This is a genomic window from Pseudovibrio sp. SCP20 (assembly GCF_057774105.1).
In genome coordinates, this window is record NZ_JBYMDH010000004.1 from 216,437 (window position 1) to 241,411 (window position 24,975).

The window sequence follows — 24,975 nt, forward strand, 5'->3', positions numbered from 1 at the left end:
TGGAGGAAAAACAAATGTCTAACACTGGGAAAAGATTAGACACCTTTCTACTTTCGATAAGTCTGAGCTTTGTCGTTGCTATTGTTGCAGGCCTAACCGTCTTCCCTGACAAGGGCAACGAAATCGCCAACTATCTATTCAGCACATTCAACACGATCTTTGGCACGCCAGTGCTGGTGCTTGTATTTGGATCTGTCATCTTTCTTGCTGCACTTGGCCTGAGCAAGTACGGCAACATCCGTCTGGGCGAAGGAAAACCAGAATACAGCACGTTCGCCTGGGTCTCCATGATGATCTGTGCGGGTTTGGGTTCCGCAACCGTCTACTGGGCATTCACAGAATGGGCATACTACTTCAACGCCCCTCCTCTGGGTGTTCAGACTGGTACAACAGCAGCTTATGAGCTGGGCACTGCATACAATCTGTTCCATTGGGGCTTCAGTGCCTGGGCAGCGTATTGCATCGTATCCCTGCCAGTGGCTTACCACTTCCACGTTCGTAAAAACCCTGGCCTCAGCCTTTCCGCTGTTTGTACTGCTATCCGTGGCAACAAGCCGATCACTCCGCTTTGGCGTGCAATCAGCCGCGTGATTGACGTGATCTTCATCTTCACCATCTTCGGCGCACTTTCCATCACCCTTGGTGTATCCGTGCCGATGGTTTCTGAGATCCTGTCTTCTCTGATCGGTATTGAGCCAACCTTCAACGTGAACCTGGTTCTGATCCTGATTATCTCTGCGTTCTTCTCTCTGAGCTCTTACGTGGGTATTCAGAAGGGCATGGCGCGTATCAGCTCCATGAACACTTACCTGGCAATCGGCTTCTGTATTGCTGTGTTCCTGATCGGCCCAACCATGTTCATCGCGAAGTCTACCGTGAATGGTCTTGGCATCATGCTGCAGGACTTCGTGCGTATGAGCCTTTACACCGATCCAGTTGAAAACGGTGGTTTCCCAGAAGGTTGGACCATCTTCTACTGGCTCTACTGGATCACCTACACTCCATTCGTATCCATTTTCGTGACCAAGATCTCCAAGGGACGTAGCATCCGTGGTGTCATCACGAACATGCTGCTGAGCGGTAGTGCAGGTTGCTTCTTCTTCTTCGGTATCCTTGGCGGTCTGTCTCAGTCTGCAAACGTGAACGGTCTTGTTGATGTTGCTGGTCTCGTGGCTTCCGGCGAAGGCAACCAGGCAATCGTTCAGGTTATGAACTCACTGCCATTCAGCGCGATCTTCATCGTTCTGTTCGCATTGGTTTCCGTTCTCTTCCTGGCAACCACTCTGGACTCTGCTGCATTCACCATGGCTGCAACTTCCACAAAGGGTCTTAAAGAAAACGAAGAGCCATCTCCAATGCTGCGCCTGTTCTGGTGTGTGATGCTGGCTGCTGTTCCACTTGCGATGATGTTCATTGATGCCCCACTGAACACCATCAAAACATGTGCCATCGTAACCTCTATCCCACTGATGTTTATCATCGGCTATATGGTTTACGGATTTATCAAGTGGATGCGTGAGGACTTCGCTTTAACAAGTGGCGAAGATATTCTCCGGCAGTCCCGCCAAACAGCAGATGCTGTTCCAGCGGAATAAGCATCCTCCTCAGGCAAAGCAAAAGGGCGACCTCCGGGCCGCCCTTTTTTATTGCTTCAAACATTCCAACAAACGAGTTTAGTCTTCATCCATCTGCTTGGTGTGTTCATGTTTCAGCTTGTGACCCATTTCTGTGAAGGTGCTGATGTTCTCAATCGCAAGCTTGCGGGCTCTATCTGGCTCACCTGCACAGATTGCTTCTACCAAACCGATGTGAGTGTTCGCGCTGTCTTCGATATCGAAATCGAAGTGAGTGATGCGGATGTAAATTGAGAGCTGGTTGATCACGCTCTTATACATGTGCGCGAGCCGCGCGCTTTCACTGAGTTCGATGATCAGCTTATGAAGCTCGAAATCGTAGAATGTGACTTCGGTAATGGAGACACCATCTTGCTGACAAATCTCTTTAAAGACATCCAGCTCTTTACGCAGGCGGACAGCTTTTTCAGGTGTGATCGTTTCTGCCGCCATTTGCGCTGCCTGGCTCTCCAGAGCGACACGCAGATGGTAGATTTCCCAGATATCATGATCAGTGAGCGTGGTAACGCTCCAACCTGCGTATGGCTTCTGTGAGACAAGGCCTTCACTTGCGAGAGTGTTCAACGCCATGCGAACAGTTGTGCGTGAAAGCTCCAGATCCTTGGCAAGCGTACTTTCCGTAAGCTTATCGCCTGAGACATAATGACCTGCCAAAATCTGCTGCCTCAGAAAATCTGCGGCCTGCTCCTCAAGGCTTTGTTTTGAAATCTTCATTGGAACTCAATCACGTCCGTCGTGTTCACTCTCTGCATTGAGCTGTATCACCATTAGCTTGCTGAATAAATGACGAGTTTGGCACTCCAGATATTTGCTTTGTGATTATTGAAGGAGCTGCACGATTTAGGTATATTTTGCGCGTGCATTTGCGAAAAGGCAGCGTCGGGTTTCTTTTCTGCTCCGGCAAAGTTTTTAATGACTCTAAACTGGGAATGGTTTATTCTTGAGTTAGAGATGCATATTTTGATTGACGACAGACGCCGGAAGACGCATAGCTAATACTATGAGACTCACTCAACAAACCAACTATGCTGTACGTGCCCTGATGTATTGTGCGGCAAATCCTGACAAGCCAAGCAAGGTTGCGGAGATCGCAGCTTCGTTTTCCATGTCGGAAACCCACCTTTTCAAAATCATGAAGGTGCTCGTTGATGCTGACCTGATGAAAACCATCCGGGGACGCAACGGTGGTATCGTGTTGCCACGTCCTGCTGAACAGATCAGCGTTGGACAGGTGGTGCGTGCAACTGAAGAGTCATTCCTTCTTGCTGAGTGCTTTGACAGTGGCCGTCAGGACTGCCCGCTCGTCAACCACTGTGGCTTCAACTCTGTTTTGCATGAAGCGCTGGAAGCATTCCTTGGTGTGCTCGACAAGTGCACGATTGCAGACCTTGCAGATAACCGTGCGAGCATTCGCCATCTGCTGCAGATTGAAGACCCGCTTCTGCCAAAAAATATGGCCGCAGCTGAATAAGCGCGACCCCATAGACGAGATGATCAGGCAGCGATAACTCGCTGCCTTTTTTGTTATTGCGCTCTGAACACAATTGGAGCTGTTCTGGATACCGTCCCGCTTCTCATCGAAGATGGGAATGATGGGAAGGGAGCTGCTGCTTTCACAGCTTTTAAAGCAGCCTGATCAAAACGCTTGTTTCCGCTTGAACGAGTTAACTTGATCCCTGTCACAGCACCATCACGATGAACAACAAAACTCACACGAACAACACCTGACTTTTTCCGGTTCTTCTCTCGACGTGGATACCTTCGGTCAGCTGCACGTTGAATCTTCTTCTGAACCTTGCCCCAGTAGTTGCTTGTCGCCGCATTACCTGCACTATCACCGGAGCCGGCAATGTTGTTACCCTTCTTTGCAGAGTTGGAACCTTTGCGGGCAACCTTGGAGCCGCGAACTGAGTTGACATCCGCATTACCAGCTTTCTTGGCCGGCCCTTTCTTAGCTTTTGTTGGAGCCTTTTTCGCAGTTTTCTTGGGTTTGACTTTCTGCACCTGCTTTGGACGTGGCGGTGCCGCGCGTGGAACCGGAACTGTTACTGCTGCAACCTCAGTTTCGACAGGCTTTGCCTCTAGCTCTTTCTTGTCTTCAACTGGTTCTGCAGGTTTCTTTTCAACTGGCTTTAGCTCTTCAGGCTCTTCCTGCTTAGCTTCTTCCAACTTCTCTGGCTCGGACGGTTTTACCTCATCCGGCTGAACGACTTTTTCAAGCTCCTCCAGCTTTACAGGCTCAACTTCCTTTACCTGTTCTACTGGCTTTGACTGTTCAAGAGGTTGGATCTTAGCAACTTCGAGAGGCTTTACTTCCTGAACTTCAGCCGGCCGGATTTGTTCTGGTTGAACCTGGCGCTCAAGAGGTTCCAGCTCTTCCTTGGGTTTGATTGGCTCAACATCAGCCTTAATCGTAACGCCTTCTGTAACCGGCACGACCTCAGGCTTTACAGCTTGAGGAACAATCGGCTCCACGGGTTGGACTGGCGTGATCTCTGCTTTAGTAACCTCAATTGGCTCTACAGGCTCAACTTCTTTGACTTGCTCAACGGGTGTTTCAGTTTCGAACTCACGCGGCTCAATCTCATCCGGTTGATCTGGCTCGATCGGTTCAACGACCTCTTTAGTGCCAGCAATCAGATCCTCAATTGAACCAACAACTGAAAGTGACGTTGATCGCGTTGAAGCAACCTGAACTTCAGGGGCTCGAGCATAGAACCATGCAAAGCCAGCTGCGTGAACGCTCACTGAAACCAGCAAGGCTGTGGTTAAAGCAGAACCACCGATTTTTCTCCGTATCCCGCGCTTCATTGTGATGCCCTCACAGTGACAAGTGTGACATCAGAAAAGCCTTGCTTCTTAAGCGCAGCGAGAGTTCTTGCCAGCGTTTGGCCGGAGAGTGCTTTATCGGCGACAACCATCAAAGGTTCTTCACTTCCCTCAAGTGGGATTAGATTCTCAACCTGAACTGGCTGTTCGTTTTGGGTCATCGTACCATCAGGCGCGATAATAAGTGCTCCGGCGATGAGTTCACGACTGGATTGCTCCTGCGTTTCTGCAGGGCTGACATTTTTTGCATCGTCCCTATCGATAGAACCTGCAAAGAGGAAGAAAATGAGCATCAAAAACACGATATTGATCAAGGGGATCGTGTTCTCCAATGTCCTCTTTTGTGGTTTTGTCTTCAGACGCATTCTTTAAACTTCTTGTTTCGCAATATTCTGAATTCAATTGCCGACAATCGTAGCGGACCAGCCTGCTGTCTTGAGCATCTCGAGCGCACTCACAACATCCTGCACCGTGGAGTCTTTGGCTGGAATAATCGCAACAGGCCGGTTCTTTTCAATGCCAGCTTCTTCAAGTGTTGCGATCAACACTTCGACCTTTACCCGATCACCATTCACTGACAGCTGCCCTTCTCCGAAAACCTGCAGGAGGATAGGAGACTGCTCCATTTGGCCAACCCCTTCAGCGCCTGATGTCACGTCCAGCTTCTGATAAATCGAGAATGTGGATGCGAGCATAAAGAACATCAGGAGTAGGAAGATCACATCAATCAGTGACGTGAGACCTGGAGCACGACTGCGTTTGGGAGCCTCACTAAGGCGCATCGTGGACCACCTCAAAACGTGGCTCTTTGCCTACGCGCTCTACTTCTTCTGTTTGTGTCGCAATTGATGTCACAGCCCCAGTGAAGAGCTCAGTGACGATTTTCTCCATAGCTCCCTGCTCTCGTTCAATGCGGCCTTCGAAGAGGGACAGCATCACGGAGGCCGGGATTGCAACGGCGAGGCCAACAGCAGTCGTCAGAAGCGCTACCCAGATGCCACCTGCCAGAGTGGATGGATCAACCTGAGAACCTGCATCTGCCATAGCCTGGAAGGCACCAATCATACCAAGCACAGTACCAAATAAGCCGAGCAGCGGTGCGATCTGAGCAATCATATCCAATGCGCGCAAATAGCTGCGAAGATCTCCCAAATGCGTAAAGCAGACGCGCTCTACGTCTTCTCGCACCTTTTCTTCTGGCACCTGCGGCTTCATAAGACCGCGCATAGCGTGGGCCAGTACGTCTGAAACCGGAGAACGATCAGTCACCACGATCTTGTAGGCTTGGTCCCGCTTGCCAACGCGCCAGAAAGCAACGGCCTGTTCTGCTTTGCGATGGCGACCAACGCCAGCCACCCAGAACTGCCAGAGCTTTGCGAAAACAATTGTCAGAGCAAGTACACTGATAACCAGCAGCAATCCAACGACGACGCCACCTTTTGCGAGCAGATCCATAAACGGACTTACTGCTGCGGTCAGGCCCAGGTTTTCAATCATGGCATTCATTCTGGAATTCTCGTAGTTTTTCTAGTTCGGTTCTGCAGCGGTTCAGAGTGTTAGTTCTATCGCAGCGCGGGAAGATACATTCAATGAGTCTAAGCATCTAGCTGGAGAGACATTTTCCGTTCCCTCACACTGGCTGACGTCATTGATAAGCAGCGAGGAGATGTCTGCACAACTGCTGGATGGAAGATCATACTGCTGAACGCGGGTTTTTCCGGAAGGTAGGCGCCCCGTCTTCATGCTGAGGAAATCAGAGATTCCGCCAGTACTATCAAACACTACCAGATCCAAAGCCAGCTGCTTGATCTCATCTTGCAGGTGATTGCGTACAAGAAGGCTTACACGGCATCCGCTTTGTGTGGTCTCCGCTTTGTTCAACTGCAGAGCGATCACCGGATTACTTGTCGTGTTTGCTGCCTCAACCGCAGTTATCTGCGTTATCCACAAGGGAGCAAGAGCGAGAGAAAACAGCTTAACCAACTTATTCATAGGACCCCAACCCAAAAATTCAAACCTAGTTGCAAATGCAAATCAGTCGCAGATATCAAGGATATCGTGGGCTGGCTGGCTGTTGAGGGAGAGAGAAACAGCTGGCTTGCGCATCGATACTAAACCTGCCCCAAGACGGAATACTGAAGGACGCGATCTCCAGGATTTAACGAGCAGGCATTGCACTTGTAATAAAACATGAATAATAAAGTCAAGAATTAAACGCGATAGAGCCCCCCTAGCTCTTGAGGGTATCGCGACTGTCCACTCTAGCCAAAATTGGGGAAAGGCTGAGGCGAATGACTGACATGGAAAAAACTCAGGAAAGCTCTCAAAATCAGCCACATGAGCGCACTGTAGATAGCAAGGCACTCTTTGGAGATGAGCGTGAGATCACAATCTCCCACCGCGAGGATCTCTACCGATTGTCGATCACGAAACTTGGCAAGTTGATTCTCACTAAGTGAGCAATTGTCCATGAAAAAAGCCGGCCTGAGATGAGGCCGGCTCTTTCCTTTAGACTGTGCTGAAGCTTAGTTCAGAGCCTGCTGCAGAGCGAACGCGTCGCCTTCGACCTTGAACAGGCCATAGGAACCAGGAACGTCGCCAGCATTATCGAAGTTCAGGTCGCCAGATGCGCCTTTGTAGTCGATGTCTTTGCCTGCTGCGATCAGCTCAACTGCTTTCTTCCATTCACCTGGGAGAACTGCTTCGCCCTGACCGTTGGACACTGCAGACATTGCTTCGGAAACCTTAGCAGCGTCACCACCAGCCTTTTCCAGAGCCAGCGCCATCAGGAATGCAGCATCGTATGAGTTGGATACGAAGATTGCATCTGGGTTGCCACCAACGGACTTGTAAGCTTCGTTGAAGATTTCAAGGCTGTTGGACTTCTCGCCGACTGGAGAAGATGCGATGAAGGTTGTCAGGTTTTCAGCACCCAGTTCGCGGATGATTGCGTCAGACTTCATGCCGTCGCCGCCAACGAAGTTGGTGAAGAAGCCGTTTTCCAGCGCCTGACGCAGAATGGTCAGGCCAGTGCCATCACCGTAATCGAAGATAACGAGTGTATCAGCACCACCACGGGAAAGCTCAGCGAGGTTAGAACGGTAAGACGCCTTACCTTCTTCGTGAGCTGCGTAGCCAGCGATTTCGCCGCCGTTTGCTTCAAACTCAACCTTGAATGCGTTTGCCAGACCACTGCCGTAGTCGTTGTTCAGGTATGCAACAGCTACTTTTTTGGTGCCGAGGTTCAGCAGAGTACGTGCAAGGGAACGTCCCTGGAAGTCATCTGACGGTACAGTACGGAACACCTGACCTTTATCTTCCAGACCTGTGATTTCAGGGGAAGTACCGGATGGTGTGATCAGAGTGATTCCGGCTGGAACGGTTACGGAGTTTGCAACGGCCAGAACAGAACCGGAGCAGTGTGGGCCGATCAGGCCAGCCACCTGTTCGATGTTTACGAGTTTGGTTGCTGCATCAACACCGTTCTGTGGGTTACATGCACTATCACCAACAACAGCTTCCAGCTTCTGGCCACCCAGAATACCGCCCTGCTCGTTTACCTGCTGAATAGCCAATTTCGCAGAGTCCAGCATTGGTGGAGCCATTGCTGCGATCGGGCCAGAAATACCTCCCAGAAGACCGACTTTCACATCAGCCTGAACAGCGTTGGATGCAAGTGCAGTAGCGCTGAACAAGCCTGCTGCCAATGCGATTTTCTTAAGCATCAGTTCACCTCCAAAGAGCCCTGTTTTAAACGGTTTCCGGATTGGTCAGGGCGTTAAAATTGATTTTCTATGAGTGCTGGCGTTACTTCGCTGCACTTTCTTGTTTTTGAAAGGTTTTGACTTCTGGTCTATCTGCGGTTCCCTGAGGTTCCGGCAAGATACCTTCCGGTCTGAACCGAAGGACCAACTGCAGAAGCAAGCCAATGATGAATACGCGCATATACTTTGCCTTGATGGCGTATTCGGTTGGCAGCTGGTCCGTTACAAACTCAGAGGCAGACCAGATGATCCAGACAACGGCAACACCAAGAAGCGCACCACGGTTGTTTCCTGAACCGCCGAGGATCAACATAATCCAGATCAGGAATGTGGCGATCATCGGATCGATGGCTTCTGGGGTTATGGAACGGTTAAAGTGAGCAAAGAGCGCACCACCAAGGCCCATCACAGCAGCACCGAAGATGAACGCCTCCAGTCGGCGGGCTTTGATATCCTTACCCATCGCCGTTGCGGCATCTTCGTTGTCGCGAATACCGCGCATCATACGGCCCCAAGGGGCAGAGATCTGGCGTTCAATCGCCCAGTACACAACTGCAACAATTGCCAGAACCAGCGCGAGATAGGCCAACTGCGAGTACAAGTAAGATAGATCACCGAATGGACGTGGGATCTTGTTAACGCCACGCGCACCGCCAGTCATCCAGCCTTCGGATTTGACGACGAGACGGATGATCTCAGCCACACCGATGGTCGCGATTGCCAGATAGTCGGAACGGAAGCGCAAGCACACCTTGCCAATTGGCCATGCGATTGCACCAGCAGCGATCATCGCCCCGATCCAACCGACTACGACAGGTAACTGGAAGCCCCCCAGATGCACGGAGGACTCAGGTGCTGTCAACAGTGCTGATGTGTAGGCACCAACCGCGAAGAAACCAGCGATACCGGCATTGAAGAGGCCTGAAAAGCCCCACTGAATGTTAAGACCAAGAGCGAGAAGGGAGTAAATGCCGATAAAGATCGCCATGAACACCGCATAGTTAAGCAGACCGATGAGTTCCATGGTTCTTCTCCCTCCTACAGAACTTTACCCTTGAGCAGACCGGTTGGCCGCACAAGAAGGATGAGCAGAAGGATCGCAAATGCCATGGCGGCTTTGTACTCTCCTGGGATAAACAGAACGGATGTTTCTTCGGCGATACCCACGATGAGGCCGCCAATAACAGCACCTTCTACGCGGCCCACGCCGCCAAGAATTGCAGCTGCGAACATTGGCAGAAGCATTGTCCAGCCCATGAGAGGCTTCAGCTCTGTGTTGATGCCGAGGAAGAACCCGGAAGCTGCACACAGGATGCCGACAATGCCCCAGGTCAGCATTGTGATCTTACGGTTGTCGACGCCGGAAAGCAGGGCAAGATCCGGGTTGTCCGACATGGCACGCATGGCCTTGCCCCACTTAGTCTTCTGCAGGAATGCCCAAAGCACGCCAACAATCACGAACATCGCAATGATGGTGTAGATCTCACGATCACGGATGCGGATGCCCCAGTAATCTTCCGGACGAACGATGCCGCGTGTGTAGGTTTCTGTATCAACACCCCAGATCACCTGAACAACAGCACGCAGCATCAATGCGATACCGAGTGACGACATCACGACGATGATCTTCGGACGTTCGGAGAGGTAGTCATAAAACACTTTATCGATACCGATGGCCATGATGGCACAAACGATCATCGCAACCGGTAGAGCAACCCAAGGGCTCACACCAAAGATGGTCACCACACCCAAAGCTGCGAAAGCACCAAGAGTTGCAAGGTCACCGTGCGCGAGGTGTGCAAATCTCAAGATGCCGAAAACAAGCGTGATGCCGACCGCGCCCAGAGCGTAGATAGAGCCCAGCACGATCCCCGGCATGAGGTAAAAATTGACGAATTCCATGAATGACATTGGATTTTCCCTTATTACCCACCGAGGAACATTTCAGCGACTTCACGATCTGCAAGCAGTTCCTGACCGGTGCCCTCGTGCCGGTTGCTACCAGCGGCGAGAACATAGCCTTTGTCAGCAAATGCAAGCGCCTGCTTGGCATGCTGCTCTACAAGCAAGATCGAAAGACCTGCATCACGCAGGTTGCGGGTGATCTCAAAAATCTGCTCCATGTACTTTGGAGAAAGGCCAGCGGTTGGCTCATCCAAAAGAAGCAAAGACGGGTCGAGCATCAGTGCGCGGCCCATCGCAACCATCTGGCGCTGACCGCCGGACAGGTTGCCAGCCAATGCGTTGCGACGCTCTTTGAGATCCGGGAACAGGGTGTAGACCCTTTCCAAGCTTTCAGAAATGTCGCCTTTCCTAAGGAAGGCACCCATTTCGAGGTTTTCGTGAATGGTCATCTCACGAAAGATGTTGTTCACCTGAGGAACGTAGCAGACACCGTGCTGAACGATGCGGTTTGGCTTCCAGCCTGCAATGTCGGTTCCGTTGACAACGATAGAACCTCCACGAACTTTCAGCAGACCGAAGATCGCTTTCATCGCGGTCGACTTGCCTGCGCCGTTCGGGCCAACAATCACGACGATTTCCTGCTCGGTCACCTGCATATCGACACCCTGCAGGATGTCTGCATCACCGTAACCACCACGAACGCCTGTCATGGTGAGGATTGGCTTGCCGGAGTATTTTTGTTGCGCGAAGTTCTTGGACATTGGTTGCTCTGCAATTGCTTGAGAAGTCATTAGAGTGCAGCCTCCCCAACCGTTTCTCCCAGGTAGGCTTCCAGCACACGCGCATCTGAACGAACGGTCTGGAAGTCACCTTCGATGAGAACAGAGCCTTCGGCCATACAGATGACCGGATCGCAAAGCTTCTCGATCATCTCCATATCGTGCTCAATCAGAATGAAGGTGTAACCACGTTCTTTGTTCAGGATTAGGATTTTGTCTTCCAAACGGCGCAGCAAAGTACGGTTGACGCCTGCAGCTGGCTCATCCAGCAGAACAAGCTTTGCATCAGTCATCATGGTGCGGCCAAGCTCAAGAAGCTTCTTCTGTCCCCCCGACAGATTGCCAGCACGCTCATTTGCAACGTGAGACAGTTCCAGAAACTCAAGAGTTTCCAGAGCTTTCTGGCGCACTTCTTCTTCTTGCTTTTTTACGCTGCCATAGCTGAGCCAGTTCTGGAACAAGCTTTCCCCCTTCTGTGAAGGTGGAACCAGCATGAGATTTTCCAATGCAGACAGACGATGAAACTCGTGCGGAATCTGGAAGGTGCGTACCAAGCCTTTATGAAACAGCTGATCAGAGCTGAGGCTGGTTACATCTTCTCCCAAAAAACGAATTTTTCCAGCAGTTGGCTGAAAGGCACCGGCAATGAGATTGAACATTGTGGTTTTGCCAGCGCCATTCGGGCCAACTAAACCTGTGATTGTGCCTTTTTGAACCGAAAACGAGCAATTATTTACGGCTCTAAAACCGCCGAATTGCTTCGACAGCTGTTCGATTTCCAGCATTATTATCCCCCCAGACTGCAAAGGACTGGCGTTTTATTGTTGTCAAGCTCCTACCTAATGCCCTTAGTAGCATATTATTTCAAGGCAGAAGTCCGCGCCTTTTGCAGCCATAACACTCGATTATTGTGGTTCTGTCTGGACAAGTTGAGTGAAACTTTCCAGATTCCATTCCCTTACAACCTTCCCATAAGTTGCAAGAAAACAGCTTCGACTGCGCATATATTGCCTGAAACATATAGATAATTCCACTTATATGCGCAGTTTCAATGGTTTTTAGAACAAAATAATTTCACAAATTAGGTAATTTTCGCAGCAATCTTACAGATCGCTGCGCACCTGCCAAAGTTCTGGAAACAACACAGTATCCAACATTTTTTTCAGGTATGGCGCTCCAGAGGTGCCTCCGGTGCCCATTTTGCTTCCAATAATACGCTCTACGGTTGTGAGATGATTGAATCGCCATCGCCGAAAAAAATCTTCAAAGTCGATTAGCTTCTCTGCTAGATCGTAGAAATGCCAATTATCACGCGGATTGCGATATATTATTTCCCAAGCCTTCTGAACAGACGCATCGGTTGTATAAGGTTTCGTAACGTCTCTTTTGAGCACTTCATCCGAGATTTCGAAGCCAGCACGTGCCAGTGCACGCACCATCTGATCATAGATGCCAGGAGCCTCATAAATCTGATGAAGCCACTTTGAGACTTCAGGCATATGCTCATGCGGTTTCATCAGCGCCGGGTTCTTGTTTCCAACCACAAACTCGATCGCCCGATACTGATAGCTCTGGAAGCCAGATGATTTGCCAAGGCTGTCGCGGAAGGTGGTGTAGTCGCTCGGCGTCATGGTGCGCAGGATATCCCAAGCACCATTCAATTGAGAGAAGATCTTGTTTACGCGAGCCATAAGCTTTGAGACCTGAGCAAACTCATCCTGAGCCAGACAGTTGCACGCCTCTGACATTTCCCGAATTGCCAGTTTCATCCAGAGTTCGGCGGTCTGATGCTGAATGATGAACAGCAGCTCATCATGTGCATCTGTCAAAGGTGCTTGAGCTCCCAAGACATCTGACAGGCGCAGGTAGTCACCATAGGACATGTTTTCTTTGAAAGAGAGCTCAGCCCCGTGATGCTCCATTTCGCGATTAATGCTCTCAACCATGCTTATGTAACCTTGCTTTTCTGGTGGTACTCCGGCTTGTCCCAGAGATCACCTGCAATAATTTCTTCCAGAATTTCAGCTGCTTTAAAGACGTCTGCGAATGAGAGGTACAACGGCGCAAACCCGAAGCGAATGATGTTTGGTGCGCGGAAGTCTCCGATCACACCGCGATCAATAAGCGCTTGCATTACCGCATAACCTTGTTCGTGTCGGAAAGAGACCTGCGACCCGCGCTTCATCGGATCAATCGGTGAGGCAAGCTCCAGGTTAGGACAACGGCGTTTGACCTCTGAAATAAATAGCTCACTCAGCTCGATGGACTTGGCCTGCAATGCTTCCAAGTTGGTATGATCAAACACATCCAGAGAGGCATTCAACGCGGTCATGGCAAGCACTTGTGGTGTACCGACCCGCATCTGATCTGTTTTTGCAGAGGGCGTGTAGCCCAGATCAAAGGCGAAGGGGGCATCATGGCCCATCCAACCTGTTAGCGGATTACCAGAAGTGGCCTGATGTTTTGGCGCGACATAGACAAATGCTGGCGCGCCGGGTCCGCCATTCAAATACTTGTAGGAACACCCAACAGCAAAATCGACATTGGCTTCCTTGAGATGAACGGGAAATGCACCTGCAGAGTGGCACAGGTCCCACATCGCCAGCACACCAACTGAATGCGCCTTTTCGGTGAGCGCTTTCATGTCGTGCTTGCGACCGGTTCTGTAGTCAACTTCCGTCAACATCATAACTGCAACGGTTTCATCCAGAGCAGTTTCAACTTCTTCCGGTGCGACCAGACGAAGCTCGATATCACCGCCAATCAGCTCTTTTAGGCCTTGCGCCATATAAAGGTCTGTTGGGAAGTTGCCTGTGTCTGAAAGAATGACTTTTCTGCCCGGACGCAGCTTCATAGCTGTTGCGAGGACTTTGAAGACATTCAAAGATGTGCTGTCGGCACAAATTAGAGTGCCTTCTTCAGCGCCAACCAGTTTTGCAATCCGGTTGCCTACTCTGCTAGGCAGATCAATCCAGTTATGACAGTTCCAGCCTTTGATGAGGCTCTTGCCCCATTGCTCTTCAACTGCGTTGGTGAGAACTGAAGACACATTTTGGGGTAGAGCGCCCAGAGAATTGCCGTCCAGATAGATAATCCCATCCGGAATTGAGAATAACTGCTGCAAATGAGCAAGTGGATCAGCTGAGTCTCTTTGCTCAATGCTTACTGCATCCAGTTCCACTGTCAGGCCCCCTATTATCTTTTTGTGATCGCGCTCGGATTGGCATCTAATAGAAACCGAGCGTCGATTCCATTTTTTAATATTTCAAGTTTAAAGTATTTTTAGCAACAGTCTCACCATGAAGTCTAGGTAAAAAGTATTATCTGGAAAAATCGGAACAAATATTCTAAATATGCAAAAAAGGAAATAAATCTGGCTCGGCTGAGCCGATTTGACAGCGACATCTTGCAATAGCGCTGAATTTTAATAAGCAGTACAATTGATCATCAGGGGCAGATCCAACTTCTTAGCGTAACAAAGGAAAGATCCGCTCACGGCCAAAGACCCGTGTCAAACAAGAATGGAAAAGGCCGGATCACTGTAAGGAAGATACCCATGAAGAGCGCCCTAAGAAAGACAGAGGCGCAAACTTGGCCAGAACCAAAACGCCAGTTTGCTGCGCTGCCTTTCAAAAAGAATAAAAAAGGTAAACTGCAAATTCTTCTGATTACTTCCCGCGAGACCAAGCGCTGGGTTCTCCCTAAAGGCTGGCCTATGAAGGATTTAAATGGCGGGGAAGCTGCAGAGCAGGAAGCCTTTGAAGAAGCAGGTATTCGGGGTAAGCTTACCGAACAAGCTGCAGGTATCTATCATTATCCTAAGCTGCGCGTAACCAAAGAACCTATTCCATGCCGCGTAAAAGTATTTCCATTGGAAGTCACGGAAATGCTTGACGATTGGCCCGAAAAGGATGAACGCACACGGAAATGGTTCTCCGTGCGCGATGCTGTTCATGCTGTTGATGAGCCAGAACTGAAGGCATTGCTGGCAAACTGGTCTCCGGACGAAGACTGATTTTCGGGCTGCTTGTCAGATCCGCTCCGCTTTAAAGCGTCGCTCCAGCCAACGTACTCCCTGAGATACAATCAGGATCAGAACCAGATACTCCAGCACCAGAACTGTGTAGATCTCCAGTGGTCTGTACTCTGTGACCACGAGCTCATTTGCGCGTCTTGTCAGATCTTGCAGACCAATAACGGACACGAGACTGGACATCTTCAGCATATACACCAGCTGATTGCCCAAAGGCGGCAGCATGCGGCGGATGGCTTGCGGAAGAATGATGAAGCGAAGGCGTTGGAAATAACTCAGACCGAGCGAGTGACCAGCTTCGATCTGCCCTTTATCAACGGACTGAATGCCCGCTCTAAAAATCTCTGCCTGAAATGCACTGTCCGACAAAGCGAGCGCTAATACGCCTGCCCAGAAGACATTGATCGAAATGTTCGCGACAACCGGCAGACCATAATAGACCCAGAAGATCAGCACAAGGCTTGGCACTGAACGGACAACTTCAACGTAGGTTCGGTTGAAGGCAAGGCCAAACTTGTTATCTGAAAGCCCCGGCAGAGCAACAAAGAGGCCAACGAGCATAGATATAGCGATTGCTGTAAGTGAAACACTGATTGTTTCTTGCAGCCCTGCAATCATGAAACCGAGATTGACTCTGCCCGTCTCCGTTTCCGGTGAGACCACATACCAGCCCCATTGATCTCCAGAACAGCCCGCCAAAACAACTGCCAATGCGGCGAGCACTGCTGCATTTCGGAATTTCAAGGTATCCACCTTCCAATGTATAAAGAGCTGCTGCCAGAAGCCAAAGATGCAAGCAGCTCATGTATCTGCCTCAACACAGATAAATTGCCGGACACAAAACCTAGAGTGTCGTGCGCTCTTATACAAATCTTATAGGGACTTACCGCACACAATTAGTTGAAGTCATTTTTCTTACCAAAACGGCATTGTAGTTGGCGCTAAAATGACTAGTTTTGCAGTGGGCCAGATTCCAACTGCGTTTCAAGGAACTCTCATGAAGATGCTACGCTCATTTCTTACTTTACTTTTTGCCGTGGGCACGTTGTTCTCCGGCTCCGCATTTGCGCAATCCGCGCTCAATGAAATTCTCGACTCTGGCGAGCTGAAGGTTGGAACAACCGGCGACTGGAACCCAATGTCTGTCCGTGATCCTGCCAGCAATGGGTACAAGGGCTATGATATCGACATCATGAATGAGCTGGCCACTGATCTTGGCGTGAAGCTCACCTTTGTTCCAACCGATTGGAAAACGCTGGTGAACGGCATCGTAGCTGGCAAGTACAACCTGACTGGTTCTGCCTCCATCTCTCCGAGCCGCATGAAGGTGGCTGGTTACTCTGAGAGCTACATCTCCGTTGAGATTCTGCCGTTTACGACCAGCAACAAAGTTGAACAGTTCAACAGTTGGGACAGCATCAACCAGAAAGACGTGACCGTCGCGACTACTCTTGGCACCACCTTTGAGAAGTTGAGCAAGGAATGGTTCCCAAATGCAACCATCAAGGTTGTTGAGGCCCCTGCTCGCGGATATCAGGAAGTGCTCTCTGGCCGTGCTGATGTGTTCATCACTTCCAACATTGAAGGTGCAACGCTGAAAGCAAAGTTCAAGCAGATCACCAACGTGCCAGTTGCTAAGAGCAGAAACCCGACACCAATCGCGATGCTGATGCCACAGGATGATCAAGTCTGGATCAACTACATCAACAACTGGATCAAGATTAAGAAGATGAATGGCTTCCTTGATGCAACAGCCCAGAAATGGGGACTGGCGCAGTAAGAAGCTGCACATACAAGCAAAAAAGGCGCTGCATTTGCGGCGCCTTTTCTTTTGGTTTCAGCATTCCCTATGCATCTACCTGGATGAACTTCGCCACCCAGTCCTGCATGGCCTTCCGATTGATATCAATCGAGGAGGCCGCATGAGACAGAGACTGCATTGCCTGCCACCAACGCTGGCACTTGGGCTTCAACTTCAGCTCACCACCAAACAGAAACGCGAGCTGCTGTGCCTGAGAGAAGGTGGTTGCAAAAGCGCATTCGGCCAAAGTGACATGATGGCCAACCGCGTATGGCGCTGCCTCGATCATATCTTCCAGACGCTCGAATGCAGCACTCATGTCTTCAATCAGTTGCCTGTAGATCTCATCGCTCGGCGACTTCCCGGCTTTGATCGGTGCATAGAAGGCACGAACGGAAGGTTCAATACGGGTGTCGTGTAACCCCATGAGCGCTCGCACCTGCGCGCGTTCAACAGGGTGTTCAGGTAGCAAGGCTGGAGAAGGTGCAGTTTCTTCTAAGTATTCAAGGATCGCATTTGAATCTGACAGCGCTGCGCTTTCATCCTTCAGGCCCGGAATGGAGCCTGCCGGAACAATCTTTTTATATGCTATTGATCCATACCCATCAGGCGGCGGCACTTCGGCGTAATCCAGTTCCTTCATGTCCAGCGCAATGCGAACTTTCGCGCAGAAGACGGATTCTGGATAGGCAAAAAACTGTATCATTGGATCACCAGATTGTGCTTAGCAACGGTGCTGCTTCACGCACATGCTTGGGAACACGCGGCAGACAAGAGCACCTCGGGAGGAGGACGCAATACAATTTGTGTTGCACTGCAAACTTGGTGTTTTTAGCAGTCTATGAATTGTTGCGCCACTTCAACCTTTGGGTACGCTGTATTTTGGGCGGCACTCTGCATTGCCGCCGTTAGCCTTTATCTCACGGATCAGAGCTGTTTGGCACTATCTAAGTTCACCTTGAAGATCATGAGATCATCGCGGCGCTCCACTTCGCCTTCCAGTGAGATCAGCAGAGCAACCCAGTCTTCAACCTCAGAACTCAGAGGCTCACCGTTTTCATCTGCCAGAAGGAAAAACTCGCTGCCCAGCAGAGGTGTGGTGGTGACGAAGACCGGAGGAATACCGCCAATGATACAGAGGTTGGCGCAGGCTTTGTGAGCTAAGCCCACGCCCGGGCGCATTGCACCGTTGTAGCACTTGCCATCACAGATCTCGCCTGTGAGCCGCCATTTGCCCAGGTGCTCAGCCGGTGCTGGAGTGAAGTTGGGCACCGGATTTTCAGCTGCACGCAAGGAGACCTTGCCGCCAACCTGCAGCATATCCAGATCACCACGTTTGAGCAGAATGCCGCCAGCATCGACAGGCTGACCATCCAGCGGGCCCGCAAGCTGCTGCATCCCCCGTTTACCAACGCCTGAAATCAGCATGGCATGCGGTTTATCGCGGCCGTCCTCACCGGCTGGAAGGCGCAGTAACGGATAGGGTTTGGCATCGACATACCCTGTAAAGGTTTGATAGCCCGCGCCCCAAGCAAAACGGGCATCGCCGGGATCAGGCACAGACGAGCCAATGCCCAGCGCAACACCTGCAGCAGCGCCGACCAACACAGCCGAAATCAGGAACAGGAAGCCTTGAAGGCTCTTAGGCGGTTTCTTCGCCCAACCGATAAAGAAGGGATCAGGTTTCTTCTTGGCCATTAGCTTCCCTCCGCAACCATCGGGGATACGACAGGTTCGATATACGTGCCCGGAGGCAGTGCCTCAATGTTCAGCCAGAGGCGACCATTTTCCAGCTTGAGCCGATAAGTGGAGATCTTCTCCGTGAATGGAGGAGGCGATTTCCCATCTTCCAAACGATACTGATAGCCATGCCATGGGCATGTCACACAGCCATATACGATCTTACCTTCTCCAAGAGGTCCATTCTGGTGGGCACAGACATTGGAGATCGCTGAGAGCTTCTTGCCGTTTCTGAAAATAGCCACACGTTCATCATCTGTGATTGAGATAATCCGTGCCCGTTTGTCCGGCACATCTTTTGGATCACCAGCATCCATCCATTTGCCGGTGTCATCGACGTCATTTTGCTGCGTGTCTATGAGATGCTCTTTGCGAGCCGCGAGCAGATGAAGCGAGACAACCAAAGCAACAGATGCACCAACTGCGGTGGTCATGAACGGACCAGCGGCACTTTGGAGTGCTCCAAGAGCGACATGAGCCACGATCAACGCATATGCCAGATAGATGCCCATATGGAGGAACTTCCATAGGGTTGGCTTTAGAAAGTGGAGCCAGAAATCATGACTGGTAACGGCGAGGATTGTCAGGATCAGAAGAGCAAATACGCCGAGTATTTCAAAAGGAAATCCGAGGAAACGGTCAAAGCTTGTGTTGACCATGAAGACTGAAACATAGCGGTTGATTGGTGAGAATGCATTGTACCAACCAAGGATATTGTCGACATGGAAGTAGGCCAGAACACAGGTGATCACACCCAGATGTCTGCGGTTATAGAGCAACGGCAGGAATCGCTTATCCAGGCGAGCCATTGGGCCGATGCATAGGATGAATGTGAGCAGGAAAAAGACACAAGTTCCAAAGGCCTGTGCTTTGTAGATGTCCCAATCAATCGGCCTTGTCACCGTTTGGAACATGGGTGCGACGTAAATGTAGATTCCCAGATAAGCCCCAACGGTTGCCAGCACGACAGCATCGTAGACAAACTTCGTTCGGTTCCAGATCACTGGCACATATTTAACACTCACTGGTTTGCCTCCAGAACCGATTTAGCAGCATCATCGAGTGGAACGGGTGGTTCTTCATGCGTTCCGGTGGGGCGCATCAAAAGTGCGAGCCCAAGAATGATTGGAATGAGAAAAGCTAGGACAAACCATATGGTGCGGTGGGCTTTGCGGTAGGCGCGTTGCATTACTTTTTGCCCTCCTGATCTTTGTGCAGTTCGGCTTCTTCCTTATCCAGCAGGATCTTCTCGCCTGAGCGCTCCAGCGCTACCCAGCGAACAATGACGATTGGCCAGAGCAGGATAAGACCCGGGATAATTTGCAGACGAAACAGAAAGGCTCCACGAGCCGCCAGCTCAATACGCCCTAGCCCGATGGTTATGAAAGCGAAGGCCACGATCAGACCAATCACGCAGTAAATTTGTGCAATCAGAATAATACTTTCAGCAACAACCATATCTGCAACCTACTGATCTTGTTCTGCGATTAACGTCTCTTTCACTCATTTGGACCATGCCCTGCCCAACTGATGCCAGCGAGCTCTGACATTTCTTTCTTCCAACTGGTGATATCGTTGACTGAGAAATCTGAGATATGAGCGTGCCCGCATGCGCGGGCGAGGACTTTCATCAGTTCCACTGAGGCTGAGAAGAACTTCTCCAAGCGCTTGGCGGATTTTTCGACTTCCAGCCGGGCGACGAGGTGATCTTTCTGGGTCGCAATGCCAACCGGGCAGTTGTTGGTGTGGCATGCGCGCATGGCAATACAGCCAATTGCTTGCATCGGAGCGTTTGCCAAAGCTACTGCGTCTGCTCCCAAAGCCATTGCTTTTACAAAGTCTTCGGGCTTACGCAGGCCGCCTGTGATGACGAGCGTTACATCCCGCTGACCACTTCGGTCCAAATGCCGACGTGCTCTTGCGAGAGCCGGGATGGTTGGAACTGAGATGTTATCACGGAACACCAACGGAGACGCACCCGTACCGCCGCCTCGTCCATCAAGGATAATGTAGTCCACGCCCACTTCCAGCGCGGCATCGATGTCTTTTTCGATATGCTGCGCAGAGAGCTTGAAGCCGATTGGGATACCGCCCGTTCTGTCGCGTACCTCATCTGCAAAATTGCGGAAGTCTGCAGGCTTCATCCATTCAGGAAAGCGGGCTGGAGAGATTGCACCTTCTCCAGGGTTCAATCCCCTCACCGCAGCGATTTTTTCAGTTACCTTCGCCGCAGGCAGGTGTCCGCCTGTGCCGGTTTTGGCAGCCTGTCCGCCTTTGAAGTGGAAGGCCTGTACTCGTTCCAGCTGCTCCCATGAGAAGCCGAAGCGTGCCGAGGCGAGTTCGTAGAAGTAACGGGAGTTTTCAGCCTGTTCTTCCGGCAGCATTCCGCCCTCACCGGAGCAGATACCTGTGCCAACACTTTCAGCACCACGAGCAAGGGCGATTTTGGCTGGTTCAGAAAGTGCACCAAAGCTCATATCCGAAACGAAGAGCGGAATTTGCAGGCGCAGCGGCTTTTGCGCTTTCGGGCCGATGACCACATCAGTACCTACAGGCTCCTCATCCAAGCGCGGAGGTCTGTGCAGCTGGGCAGTCAGGATCTGAATGTCTTCCCACTGAGGCAGCTCAGTGGTTGGTACGCCCATGGCTTCGATAGCACCATGGTGGCCTGTCTGTTTCAAACCGGCGCGTGCATAGTTCTGGATTAGCTTGTTGTGAGGTTCTTCTTCGGTGCCGTGAAAGTCGGCATACTCACCAAGATACGATTTGCGGAAGTATGGCTGAGGGTTGTCTTTTGCCCAGGCTTTGACTTCGTCTTCATCGACGTAGACAGCATCATCTTCCACGAAGTGGGTGAACTTTTGCAGGCACTCTTTGTTGTCGTAGGCACTAACACCTGAGTTTAATCGGTAATCCCAGTTATGAAGACCACAGATCAGGTTTCGTCCTCTGACATACCCATCTGAGAGCAAAGCGCCACGGTGCAAACAGCGGCCATACAGGACGGAAATATCCTCATCAAACCTAACAATGACGAGGTCTACCTCACCAACAAGTGCATGAGCAGGTTTACGATCTTCCAGTTCATTTAATGCAGCAACTTGCACCTTACGCATTCAGCGGCATCCTTACGCTTTGACAGCCTTGCAGCTGTTTGAGTGCATTTCAAAAAGTCAGATCACCAAGCTATTCTACGTACTTATCCTTAACTGTTCTATTTGGCACAGTTGCAAAATACATGTCCGAAACATCCCGGTGCATTGATGTTGTAAGCTGAGAGTGTCCAAGAATAACTGCACCTGACTTTACCCAAAGTTAGTGCCTGACCTGCAAGAGACCATTACTGTTACGGGTAAAATGCATCTCAATCTGTTGCAGCTTCTCCCCCCGGATTACGTAGACTACATCCTAAAAACTTCAGTAATGACGGGATAGTAACGTTTAAACAAAGAAGCGTCAGTCTATCAAAATATACAGTGAGAAACACGGGAGCACTCGCAAAACCCTTCAGACAACAGCTGTGTTTTCTGCGCAAGACAAAGAATAAGAGGACAAGGAAATCAGAGGCTAATAAATGTTTGAATGCAAGCATTTCCCCCCTTACTCTCGCAGGAAATCACCTGTGTTTATGAGAGATATCCATGAAGATTGCAGCTGTTACCATCTCTGATCGCGCCAGTGACGGCACCTACGAAGATAAAAGTGGCCCAGCTATTCTGGCTTACCTTGAGAATGCTGTTACCAGCCCATGGGAGCCGATCCATAAGATCATTCCAGATGGAATCGAAAGCGTCAGTACGACTTTGAAGCAGCTGGCTGACGAAGATGGTGTTGACCTGATCCTCACCACCGGCGGCACTGGCCCCTCTCCCCGCGACCTCACGCCTGAGGCCATGGAACTGGTTATGGAGAAAGAGCTGCGTGGCTTTGGTGAACTGATGCGTCAGTTGTCTCTGAAAGAGGTTCCAACTGCAATTCTTTCCCGCCAGACTGCTGGTATTCGCGGCAAGTGCCTGATCATTAACCTGCCGGGCAAGCCAGCCAGCATCAAAACCTGTCTTGATGCTGTGTTTCAGGCTGTTCCTTATTGTCTGGATCTGATTGGCGCAGGCCGCATTGAAACGGATCCAGACGTGATCGTGGCATTCCGCCCGAAGGCAAAATAAGAGCCTTACATCGGCATCCAGGTTGAATGGAGTTCCTGAGGTTCTTGTCTTCCCTTGGCTGGTCGTGTCTCATCAACTTTGCCAAGCGAGATGAAGCAGAGGAACTCCTCATTTTCTGAGAGGCCCAATCCTTTATGGAATGCAGGAGAACGTGCGCTGTCACCACTGGTGATCCGCGATGCATAGCCCATCGCGTGTGCAACCAGCACCATGTTCTGCAAAGCTGTTCCGGCAGATAGCATTTGCTCATATTTGGGAATGCGAGTCTCATCGGAACCGTGAAAACACCCTACTAAAACGAGAAGCACTGGCCCTTTATGCGCCTTTTCCCTTGCGCGGGTCAGCGCTTCTTCGGTTGGTGTTGCCTGCGTTTCTTCGACAGCTTTTGCAAAAAGCTCTCCCAGATCATTGCGAGCATCTGTCGGGATTTCCAAAATTCGGAAGGGATGCAGGTGGCCGTGGTCAGGCGCTGCTGCGGCGGCTTCAACTATAAGCTTCATCTCTTCTCTGCTCGGTCCAGGAGCTTTCATCTGCTTTAGTGAGGCCGATGTGCGTGAGCGGATAATCTCGACTAGTTGTTGAGCGTTCATGATGACGCCTCTCGCCTTTAACTATTTATAGAACCGATGAAATTTGCATTCATACTACGCAGATGAACTGTCAGCCTACAAGAAGATAAGCATGCCGCCTGCACTTTCAGCACCGCAGATCTGAGTTAGCCTGGCTGGACAAATACGCAATTTACCTTAAGGTAAACCGATATTTCCCAGTCAGTGACTGCAAACATATTGGGTGCGTATTATGGGTGTCTCTTATTTAAAGGTTGGTTTAGGAGCTATTGTTGTTATTGCCGCTGCAGGCTACGGCATCATTCGATCTGGCTATGTTGCTGAGTATGTCGACAACTCACGAAACATCGTCACTGCTCACCAGCCTTATTCCATAGATGAAGACGCTCAGGTTTTGCATTCCAAACTTCGGGTTGCTGATCTGCATAATGATGTTCTTTTGTGGGGCAGAGACATCACCAAAGCCTCTGAAACCGGGCACTCTGATCTTCCTCGCTTCGACAGAGGTAATGTTGGTGTGCAGGTGTTCACGAGCGTTACCAAGTCTCCTCGGGGACAAAACTATAAGAACAACAGCTCAGACGCCTTTGACAACATTACGCTTCTGGGCCTTGTACAAGGTTGGCCAACAGACGCTTTGAATGAACTCTCCCGACGAGCTCTCCTCCAAGCCGCACGCCTTTATGCTTTAGAGAAAAGTCATCCAGATAAAGTCAAAGTCATTCACAACAGGGAAGAACTGGAAGCTGTTCTGAAAGCCCGTGACAATGGCTCCAAAGTTATGGCTGGCATTTTAGGCACTGAGGGTGGTCACGCGCTGGACGGCGACCTCAACAATGTAAACCTGCTCTATGATGGCGGGCTGCGCCTCATGGGTCTGCATCACTTCTTCGATAACAAGCTAGGAGGCTCGCTGCATGGTCTCTCTAAGGGAGGGCTGACGGACTTTGGCAAAGACGTGGTGCGCCTTATGGAAGAGAAGGAGATGATCATTGATCTCGCCCATTCCTCTCCGGCAGTCATTGCGGATGTGTTGGCGATGAGTACACGGCCTGTCATTGTTTCACATACCGGTGTGAAAGGTGCTTGTAACACTCCGAGGAACCTTACTGATGATCAGGTGAGAGCTGTCGCGGCTAAGAATGGATTGATTGGCATCGGTTTTTGGGCAGCAGCCGCCTGCGACATCAGCCCCAAAGGCGTTGCTAAATCTATCGCATACGCTGTCTCTATCGCTGGTATCGATCACGTCGCCCTGGGTTCTGACTTCGATGGCTCTGTTACAACGGCTTTTGATGCTTCAGAATTTGCAGTAGTGACACAGGAACTTTTGAACCTCGGCTTCTCTGAAGACCAGATTGCAGCCGTGATGGGTGAGAATGCCATCAGATTCTTTTTGGAAAATCTTCCACAAGGAGAACGCGGTGAAGAAACGCTTGCCTCAAGCGATTGAAGACAAAAGCATTTTAATACGTACAGTTCGCCTGTTGGATGAAGCGGTCTAATTTTTCGGGAGAGAGAAAAATGGCGCACCGGGGAGGATTCGAACCCCCGACCCCCAGATTCGTAGTCTGGTGCTCTATCCAGCTGAGCTACCGGTGCGCGGTTTCTTGCGAACAAGAATTATATGTTGGCCTAGTGCTATCCAAACCATCTACTCTTTAGAAGAGAGTAAATGGCGCACCGGGGAGGATTCGAACCCCCGACCCCCAGATTCGTAGTCTGGTGCTCTATCCAGCTGAGCTACCGGTGCAG

28 protein-coding genes and 2 tRNA genes are annotated in these 24,975 nt (G+C 50.6%); 7 read left to right on the plus strand and 23 right to left on the minus strand.

All coding sequences use genetic code 11. The features are described from left to right. The first annotated feature begins 14 nt into the window (after positions 1-14). Positions 15-1,595, plus strand: a complete 1,581-nt coding sequence (locus AC3CB2_RS16805) for a BCCT family transporter (protein WP_008552453.1) — start codon at positions 15-17, stop codon at positions 1,593-1,595. Positions 1,596-1,673: 78 nt separating this feature from the next. Here AC3CB2_RS16805 and AC3CB2_RS16810 read toward each other — a convergent pair whose 3' ends face one another. Further along, positions 1,674-2,348, minus strand: a complete 675-nt coding sequence (locus AC3CB2_RS16810; RefSeq protein WP_352934591.1) for a GntR family transcriptional regulator — start codon at positions 2,346-2,348, stop codon at positions 1,674-1,676. Between the two features lie 286 nt (positions 2,349-2,634). Between AC3CB2_RS16810 and rirA the strand changes: the two genes are divergently transcribed. After that, complete coding sequence (rirA, locus tag AC3CB2_RS16815) at positions 2,635-3,105, plus strand: iron-responsive transcriptional regulator RirA (protein WP_037038081.1); 471 nt, start codon at positions 2,635-2,637, stop codon at positions 3,103-3,105. A gap of 53 nt (positions 3,106-3,158) precedes the next feature. Here the strand turns inward: rirA and tolA are convergent, their stop codons facing one another. The 5 genes from tolA to AC3CB2_RS16840 are packed head-to-tail and all read right to left on the minus strand — an operon-like array spanning position 3,159 to position 6,455. After that, positions 3,159-4,445 carry a cell envelope integrity protein TolA gene (gene tolA, locus AC3CB2_RS16820; protein WP_352934594.1) on the minus strand — a complete coding sequence of 429 codons (1,287 nt, stop codon included), beginning with the start codon at positions 4,443-4,445 and terminating at the stop codon, positions 3,159-3,161. Continuing rightward, the gene (locus AC3CB2_RS16825) at positions 4,442-4,828 is read right to left on the minus strand and encodes an ExbD/TolR family protein (protein ID WP_352934597.1); all 387 of its coding nucleotides are present in this window, start codon (positions 4,826-4,828) and stop codon (positions 4,442-4,444) included. The genes tolA and AC3CB2_RS16825 overlap by 4 nt, the downstream gene beginning before the upstream one ends. Before the next feature lie 33 nt (positions 4,829-4,861). Continuing rightward, the gene (locus tag AC3CB2_RS16830; RefSeq protein WP_352934600.1) at positions 4,862-5,245 is read right to left on the minus strand and encodes an ExbD/TolR family protein; all 384 of its coding nucleotides are present in this window, start codon (positions 5,243-5,245) and stop codon (positions 4,862-4,864) included. Next, a complete protein-coding gene (locus AC3CB2_RS16835) occupies positions 5,235-5,960 on the minus strand; it encodes a MotA/TolQ/ExbB proton channel family protein (protein WP_208982449.1) in 726 nt (241 codons plus the stop codon). The genes AC3CB2_RS16830 and AC3CB2_RS16835 overlap by 11 nt, the downstream gene beginning before the upstream one ends. A 51-nt stretch (positions 5,961-6,011) precedes the next feature. Beyond that, positions 6,012-6,455 (minus strand): hypothetical protein, encoded by a 444-nt coding sequence (locus AC3CB2_RS16840; RefSeq protein ID WP_014283936.1) that lies wholly within the window; start codon positions 6,453-6,455, stop codon positions 6,012-6,014. Between the two features lie 299 nt (positions 6,456-6,754). On the opposite strand from AC3CB2_RS16840, the gene hemP reads away from it, so the two are divergent. After that, positions 6,755-6,922, plus strand: coding sequence for a hemin uptake protein HemP (gene hemP, locus AC3CB2_RS16845; RefSeq protein ID WP_014283935.1), 168 nt, complete (start codon positions 6,755-6,757; stop codon positions 6,920-6,922). A gap of 66 nt (positions 6,923-6,988) precedes the next feature. Here hemP and AC3CB2_RS16850 read toward each other — a convergent pair whose 3' ends face one another. The 7 genes from AC3CB2_RS16850 to kynU form a co-directional block, all read right to left on the minus strand. Beyond that, positions 6,989-8,188 (minus strand): ABC transporter substrate-binding protein, encoded by a 1,200-nt coding sequence (locus AC3CB2_RS16850; protein WP_014283934.1) that lies wholly within the window; start codon positions 8,186-8,188, stop codon positions 6,989-6,991. A gap of 82 nt (positions 8,189-8,270) precedes the next feature. After that, positions 8,271-9,251: a branched-chain amino acid ABC transporter permease gene (locus tag AC3CB2_RS16855; protein ID WP_083417138.1), complete on the minus strand. Its 981-nt coding sequence runs from the start codon at positions 9,249-9,251 to the stop codon at positions 8,271-8,273. A 14-nt stretch (positions 9,252-9,265) separates the two neighbouring features. Further along, positions 9,266-10,138: a branched-chain amino acid ABC transporter permease gene (locus AC3CB2_RS16860; RefSeq protein WP_352934606.1), complete on the minus strand. Its 873-nt coding sequence runs from the start codon at positions 10,136-10,138 to the stop codon at positions 9,266-9,268. 14 nt (positions 10,139-10,152) lie between these two features. After that, entirely contained in the window at positions 10,153-10,923 is a 771-nt protein-coding gene (locus AC3CB2_RS16865) for an ABC transporter ATP-binding protein (RefSeq protein WP_352934609.1), read from the minus strand. After that, positions 10,923-11,696: an ABC transporter ATP-binding protein gene (locus tag AC3CB2_RS16870; RefSeq protein WP_008552365.1), complete on the minus strand. Its 774-nt coding sequence runs from the start codon at positions 11,694-11,696 to the stop codon at positions 10,923-10,925. The genes AC3CB2_RS16865 and AC3CB2_RS16870 overlap by 1 nt, the downstream gene beginning before the upstream one ends. A gap of 318 nt (positions 11,697-12,014) precedes the next feature. Continuing rightward, complete coding sequence (kynA, locus tag AC3CB2_RS16875; protein ID WP_054784288.1) at positions 12,015-12,857, minus strand: tryptophan 2,3-dioxygenase; 843 nt, start codon at positions 12,855-12,857, stop codon at positions 12,015-12,017. A gap of 2 nt (positions 12,858-12,859) precedes the next feature. Continuing rightward, complete coding sequence (kynU, locus tag AC3CB2_RS16880) at positions 12,860-14,092, minus strand: kynureninase (RefSeq protein ID WP_352934614.1); 1,233 nt, start codon at positions 14,090-14,092, stop codon at positions 12,860-12,862. 375 nt (positions 14,093-14,467) lie between these two features. On the opposite strand from kynU, the gene AC3CB2_RS16885 reads away from it, so the two are divergent. Then, the gene (locus AC3CB2_RS16885; RefSeq protein WP_352934617.1) at positions 14,468-14,926 is read left to right on the plus strand and encodes an NUDIX hydrolase; all 459 of its coding nucleotides are present in this window, start codon (positions 14,468-14,470) and stop codon (positions 14,924-14,926) included. Positions 14,927-14,941: 15 nt separating this feature from the next. Here AC3CB2_RS16885 and AC3CB2_RS16890 read toward each other — a convergent pair whose 3' ends face one another. Further along, the gene (locus AC3CB2_RS16890) at positions 14,942-15,697 is read right to left on the minus strand and encodes an amino acid ABC transporter permease (protein WP_244529453.1); all 756 of its coding nucleotides are present in this window, start codon (positions 15,695-15,697) and stop codon (positions 14,942-14,944) included. 193 nt (positions 15,698-15,890) lie between these two features. On the opposite strand from AC3CB2_RS16890, the gene AC3CB2_RS16895 reads away from it, so the two are divergent. Next, positions 15,891-16,724 carry a transporter substrate-binding domain-containing protein gene (locus AC3CB2_RS16895; protein WP_352934620.1) on the plus strand — a complete coding sequence of 278 codons (834 nt, stop codon included), beginning with the start codon at positions 15,891-15,893 and terminating at the stop codon, positions 16,722-16,724. 67 nt (positions 16,725-16,791) lie between these two features. On the opposite strand, the gene AC3CB2_RS16900 is transcribed toward AC3CB2_RS16895, so the two are convergent. From AC3CB2_RS16900 to AC3CB2_RS16925, 6 genes are all read right to left on the minus strand, one after another. After that, entirely contained in the window at positions 16,792-17,451 is a 660-nt protein-coding gene (locus AC3CB2_RS16900; protein ID WP_352934623.1) for a glutathione S-transferase family protein, read from the minus strand. 221 nt (positions 17,452-17,672) lie between these two features. Beyond that, positions 17,673-18,443, minus strand: a complete 771-nt coding sequence (locus AC3CB2_RS16905; RefSeq protein ID WP_054784292.1) for a hypothetical protein — start codon at positions 18,441-18,443, stop codon at positions 17,673-17,675. Further along, positions 18,443-19,510, minus strand: a complete 1,068-nt coding sequence (locus AC3CB2_RS16910; protein WP_352934626.1) for a Rieske 2Fe-2S domain-containing protein — start codon at positions 19,508-19,510, stop codon at positions 18,443-18,445. Before AC3CB2_RS16910 ends, AC3CB2_RS16905 begins: the two co-directional genes overlap by 1 nt. Beyond that, positions 19,507-19,674, minus strand: a complete 168-nt coding sequence (locus AC3CB2_RS16915; protein ID WP_157039310.1) for a hypothetical protein — start codon at positions 19,672-19,674, stop codon at positions 19,507-19,509. Before AC3CB2_RS16915 ends, AC3CB2_RS16910 begins: the two co-directional genes overlap by 4 nt. Further along, a complete protein-coding gene (locus AC3CB2_RS16920) occupies positions 19,674-19,943 on the minus strand; it encodes a hypothetical protein (RefSeq protein WP_352934629.1) in 270 nt (89 codons plus the stop codon). The genes AC3CB2_RS16915 and AC3CB2_RS16920 overlap by 1 nt, the downstream gene beginning before the upstream one ends. 41 nt (positions 19,944-19,984) lie before the next feature. After that, entirely contained in the window at positions 19,985-21,601 is a 1,617-nt protein-coding gene (locus tag AC3CB2_RS16925) for a glutamate synthase-related protein (protein ID WP_352934632.1), read from the minus strand. Positions 21,602-22,126: 525 nt separating this feature from the next. Between AC3CB2_RS16925 and mog the strand changes: the two genes are divergently transcribed. Further along, a complete protein-coding gene (gene mog, locus AC3CB2_RS16930) occupies positions 22,127-22,651 on the plus strand; it encodes a molybdopterin adenylyltransferase (RefSeq protein ID WP_352934635.1) in 525 nt (174 codons plus the stop codon). 5 nt (positions 22,652-22,656) lie between these two features. Here the strand turns inward: mog and AC3CB2_RS16935 are convergent, their stop codons facing one another. Further along, complete coding sequence (locus AC3CB2_RS16935; RefSeq protein WP_352934638.1) at positions 22,657-23,241, minus strand: nitroreductase family protein; 585 nt, start codon at positions 23,239-23,241, stop codon at positions 22,657-22,659. Between the two features lie 211 nt (positions 23,242-23,452). On the opposite strand from AC3CB2_RS16935, the gene AC3CB2_RS16940 reads away from it, so the two are divergent. Next, the gene (locus AC3CB2_RS16940; protein ID WP_352934640.1) at positions 23,453-24,673 is read left to right on the plus strand and encodes a dipeptidase; all 1,221 of its coding nucleotides are present in this window, start codon (positions 23,453-23,455) and stop codon (positions 24,671-24,673) included. Positions 24,674-24,745: 72 nt separating this feature from the next. Here AC3CB2_RS16940 and AC3CB2_RS16945 read toward each other — a convergent pair. Together AC3CB2_RS16945 and AC3CB2_RS16950 are read right to left on the minus strand one after the other, a co-directional pair. Next, positions 24,746-24,822 (minus strand) — tRNA-Arg (locus AC3CB2_RS16945). A gap of 74 nt (positions 24,823-24,896) precedes the next feature. Then, a tRNA-Arg gene (locus AC3CB2_RS16950) sits at positions 24,897-24,973 on the minus strand. Between the last annotated feature and the right edge of the window lie 2 nt (positions 24,974-24,975).